2 protein-coding genes and 1 pseudogene are annotated in these 4,818 nt (G+C 49.0%); all 3 read right to left on the reverse strand.

Annotated elements, in window-relative coordinates; genetic code table 11:
• Positions 1-97 precede the first annotated feature (97 nt).
• Positions 98-184: pseudogene (locus Q0991_RS25060) on the reverse strand (SAM-dependent methyltransferase); the annotation flags it as partial.
• 250 nt (positions 185-434) lie between these two features.
• Positions 435-2,774 (reverse strand): ATP-dependent helicase, encoded by a 2,340-nt coding sequence (locus Q0991_RS04355; protein WP_299485859.1) that lies wholly within the window; start codon positions 2,772-2,774, stop codon positions 435-437.
• 491 nt (positions 2,775-3,265) lie between these two features.
• Positions 3,266-4,771: a glycoside hydrolase family protein gene (locus Q0991_RS04360; RefSeq protein ID WP_299485862.1), complete on the reverse strand. Its 1,506-nt coding sequence runs from the start codon at positions 4,769-4,771 to the stop codon at positions 3,266-3,268.
• Between the last annotated feature and the right edge of the window lie 47 nt (positions 4,772-4,818).

The following is a 4,818-nucleotide window of genomic DNA, read 5'->3' on the forward strand; positions in this document are numbered from 1 at the left end:
CAACTCACATCTAGGATGGAGACATTTTGCTGTCCACTGGTGAGGAAATTGCTCAAGCATCCTGACTTTCTCTCTGTCTAAAGTGATAAAAGAGGGATAAATCAGCAGGGGTGAGGTTGAACATTTTGATGTATTCATCCCGAGATCGCCCAAAGGGAACCACAGAATTAAGCTGCATCGCCATAGATAAACTTACTTATTCGCATTGAAGGCTGCTATGAACATCATCAATGCAACATAATAAAACACCAGAATAACCACAAGTCCAAGCAAAATCGCAAACCAGAATCTCAAAGGTTCCAGATTGCAATATGTTTTGTGGCCATATTTACTGCGTATCACTCCGGCTTTAATCTGACGAATCAGCAGAATTAGGCTAACAGTAGCAACGCCAGCAATCCAAACCGCTAATAGAAGGAGTAAGAGCATCAAAACTATGTATTGCAAATACTTTGTGCATCTGAGTTCTGGTGAGAAATGATGGCAGGCCGAGACAAGTTGGAGAGGACGGCTTGAGGGAATTGGGCTTGTAAGGGTTTAAGAATAGGACAAAGGGTTTGCGTATCCAGCTTGGTTTGGCGCTGCCAGTCAAACCAGTTCCAGTTGAAGGGGGCTTGTTTGGCCGCAGACATCCACAGCAATCGCTTAGCCCGGGTCATCGCAACATAAAGCAAACGAAACTCCTCTGCACTTTTGAGGTCACTGGCCCGCTGCCAGGCCTCTTCCATATTGGGCAGTGGAAACTGGTTGTGGACGTTAGCTCGGATTTGAGCCCGAGCCACTTCTGCCAAACTGAAGGGGCCAAGGAATTGGCTAGCAGCAGGAATTCTTAATTCTCCTGGAATAATCCGAGCATGCAGGAACGGTAGAAACACAAAATCCCAATCCAGCCCTTTGGCTTTGTGCATGGTAATTATCGTAAGTTGCCGTTTACGAAGATATTGGGATTCAACATCCTCAACATCGACAGGATCAAACCGCTCAGCACTGATCAGTTCTTGCAAAATGGGCAAGGTCGTTGTCATTGAGGGTGCCCCTTGAGCTTGTTGAGACAGGCGTGCTGCTAATTTATCGGCAGTGGCTAGCTCGGCGGCATTGTACTTGAGGGACAGGGCTAAAAAGGAAATCAGTCGATAATGGGGCAATTCCCATCGCGATCGCAATAACTTACAGCAAAAAATACGGGCTTCCTGCACCTTCTCTGATTGGGGGCGATCAAGCGGGCCTGGATAGAGAAAGGTCTCCGGTTGACTGGCCAAAGGATGCACCTCTTGGGCTGGGATCAATTGTCGATCGACCAAGATTTGTAGGGCCGCTTTCAGGGCATTTGGAGAATGGGGGCGAGCCAAAAACTGCAAAAGGGTCAGCATCTCGAAGGGGACTTGGGTCTGTCGGCTCCCCCCGCCAACATCGAGAATGTCAATCCCATAAGCCGCTAGATTTACTTTTTGATCGGGGTGATTTAAACGCTCGGCAAGAAAGCTGCCTTGTTTATTTTCCCTGACTAGGATGGCTGCATTGGCGTCTGGATGATCGCTCAGAAGTTGGCAGACTCGCTGACCGATTAAATCAGCCGTTTGATAAATATCGTTAGGAGTATAAATTTCTAGCCCTCGATCTTCTGGGGCTGGATTCGCGTTGGCTTGAGGATCGTGATGGGCAACCGTTTGAATAGCCTGGGGTTGAAAGGGCTGTTCTTGTCCTGCTAGCTGAGACTGATTAATCCAGTTCAACATAAAGTTGGCAGCCTGAATGATAATGGTAGAGCTGCGTCCTGCTTGATTCATGGTTGCCAGCCGCTGTCGAGCCTGACTCTGACGGCAAAACTTGCGAAAGAAAATGGGATCGGCCGGGGTAAATGTAGAGTTGATGGCCTGGTTGGGATCACCTACACGGACTAGATTCTGAATATGAGCATTGTTAGCCTGAAGGGCCAGAATCTCAAGAAGTTTAGATTGCTGTGGAGAGGAATCCTGGGCTTCGTCTTCAAAAACGGCAAAGACTTGTTTTTGCCAGACTTGGCGAGCGCTAGGATTATCGAGCACCTGCAAAGCTGCCAGGATCATATCGTCATAGTCGATCAGTTGATGGGATTGGAGCAGCCGTTGATATCGTTCATAAAGTCCGGCTGCGATCTCAAGCACCGATACCTCGTCTTGCACCTGTTCTGCTAAAGCGTAGAGCTGCTGCGGGTTCAGCCCCGAACTCTTGGCTTCGCGAATTGCGATCGCAGCCAACTCCGGCAAGCAGTCCGATCTCAACACCGATTGTCGGCGTAACCGCTCTGTCTCCTCCCCATCAAAGGTACCTCGAACCAATAGTTCTTGGTATATTCGGGGATGGTCTGCGACCCATTGTTCAACACATTGCCTCAACAGGCGATGGTGGCGGTTGGGGGTAATCAGGGTGACCTGTTCTAAATGAATGCCCGACAGTTGGGGATGGCGTGAAGCAATATTGAGGGCTAAACCATGCAAGGTTTGCACAGTAAAGCCACTCATGGGCAGCTGTAGTTCCCGTAAATGTTGACGGACCTGTTGCTTTAAGTGCGTCGCTGCTGAGCGGGTAAAGGTGACAATCACGAGCTGCTGGGCTCGATTGAGTTTTTGACGCGCTAATGTGATAGCCGCAGCCACCGCCATGCCATAGGACTTGCCAGCTCCGGGCACTGCAGACACTGCTAGTGGACCGGCTTGCCAATCGGCTAATTCTTGCTGACCAGGCCTTAAAGAGGCCCGTAATTCAGCGATTCGTTGCTCTAGATCGGTTGCCAAGAGGTTAAGGGTTGGACAACTGAGCGTAGTATATCAATACCAAATATGAGTATCAGGGCATACCCAGTCACAACTCATTTCGGGTTTTATTCCATGGCCTAGCTTGACTGAAACCCTTTCACTGCATAGCATTCCACCGACACGAACTAAAATAACTTTAGCCTTTTAGTTTGTCGTTCTTTAGGAATGCAAATGCCTCAAACTCAGTTCCACAAATGGATTCCAACATACTTAACTCTTTAGGAATGCAAATGCCTCAAACTCAGTTCCACAAATGGATTCCAACATACTTAACTGGATAAAAAACCGAAACCAGTAGATTGGTGCGATCTGGACGTTCATCCATGAATGCAATCGTTTGATCAGGGAGCGACTCATTCAGTCTGCACATCCTGCTATTTTCTCTGTCCTTTACGAAAAGGCACTACCGGGGGTTAGTACTTCACTGGATATTGTCTAGTAGAGTACTAACCCGTAATCTTGCCTTTTGGCTACTGATAGACACTGATAAAGAGGGTGACACCAGGCTGATCATACAAAGGCACAACTTTGTCCCTTAGATCTTGGTTATGCATTCTAATGCAGCCTAGGGTGGAGAAAAGAGCTTGCTTTGGCTTCCAGGCACCTGGCCACCCGCAACCGCTGCCGCCGCCATGGATCATAATGCCTGCCCGACCCAGATTCGCTTCTTGGCTTTCTAATTCAACTAGGTCGATACTATACCAGCCGTAGGACATGCGATCGCGGGTATAGGCAGAATTTGCACCCGCTTGCTCATAGTCGCGATAAATTTGCCCACATTTGTAAAGACCGGCGGGAGTATCCCCATGACGGCCAAAGTAATTGTCCTCAAACTGACCGCGACAGAGACAGGTCAATTCCCACATTAGCGTGCCGCTATAGTCGTAACACTTGATCTTGCCAACGGCATCATTGGCCACCAGATGATAGTCTCCCGGTTTGAAACCATGGGCATCTGGATGGGACTTGGGACCTTTCATCCCTGTAATAATATTGGGTTGGCGAGGACCAGCCGATTGGGTGGGTTGCGAGACGGTTATCGTTGGTTCAAAACCTGCCACCATCGGTGGGTTCGTTTTGAGCTGCTGTTCAATGGGTTTGCAATCTTGGGCCGTTTGAATCTCCTGGGCAGCGGCGGCACAGGCGGTGGTCGGCGTTTCGCCACACCAGACTTTGGCCTCGGCATATCGACGGCGACCTAGCCCCACTTCCACATTTTCGCCGGGGTTGCGATACATCATCAGGGTGCCGGGAACCGCCTGCCAATCTTTGTCTTTTAAGTTGCGGGTGATGGTTCTATGGTTCGGTGATCCATAAAAATCAGCACCATTATTGTACGCAAAGCTGGTCAGTGCGGCTCGTTGTAGATCAGTCATGTCGTCCCAATAGGGAATGGTCGATTGCAGCTTGAGCCAAAAATCTTGGTGGCAAATATAGTCGTACAGGTCATCTGCTTCAGCTTGGGTGATGATATCTCCCATTTGGATGGCTGACCCATTTTTATAGTAAGTACTGCCCCAACCGATGGTGACGGGTAGACCACCACTGCCAGCCCTTGGATCAGGGTAAGCTTGGATTCGCCCGTCTGGTAATTTCCGTTGGCAGCCTTCGTAAAAGTGATTAAGCTGGGCGACTTCTGGCGGTAATAAGGGAGTAGATGGAGCTTCTGGTTGGGAGGGAGTAGAAGCTGGAGCCAGGGCAGAAACTGGCTGCTGTTCCCATGCATCTTCTGGAATATCCCATGAGATTGGATTGATATATCGTTTGACACCCGTTTCAATCGTTGGGTAATGGTCATGCCAGGTATAAGGCCCCGCCAAGATAATCTCCGCTAACTGCGAATTGACAGTAGACACTTTGATGACGCCTAAGATTCCTCCCTCATACACTTTTGCCAATCGATCTATTTTTTGAAGGTGGGGTTGGTGCGGCAGGGGTGCTAGGAGTGTATTCTTTTTCGCTGTGATAAATGGCATTACCAGCCCTCCTGTAAAACGGCGGTTAATTCTTTTTCAGGGGTTTG

The organism is Acaryochloris sp. IP29b_bin.137 (assembly GCF_028285745.1).
GTDB lineage: Bacteria > Cyanobacteriota > Cyanobacteriia > Thermosynechococcales > Thermosynechococcaceae > Acaryochloris.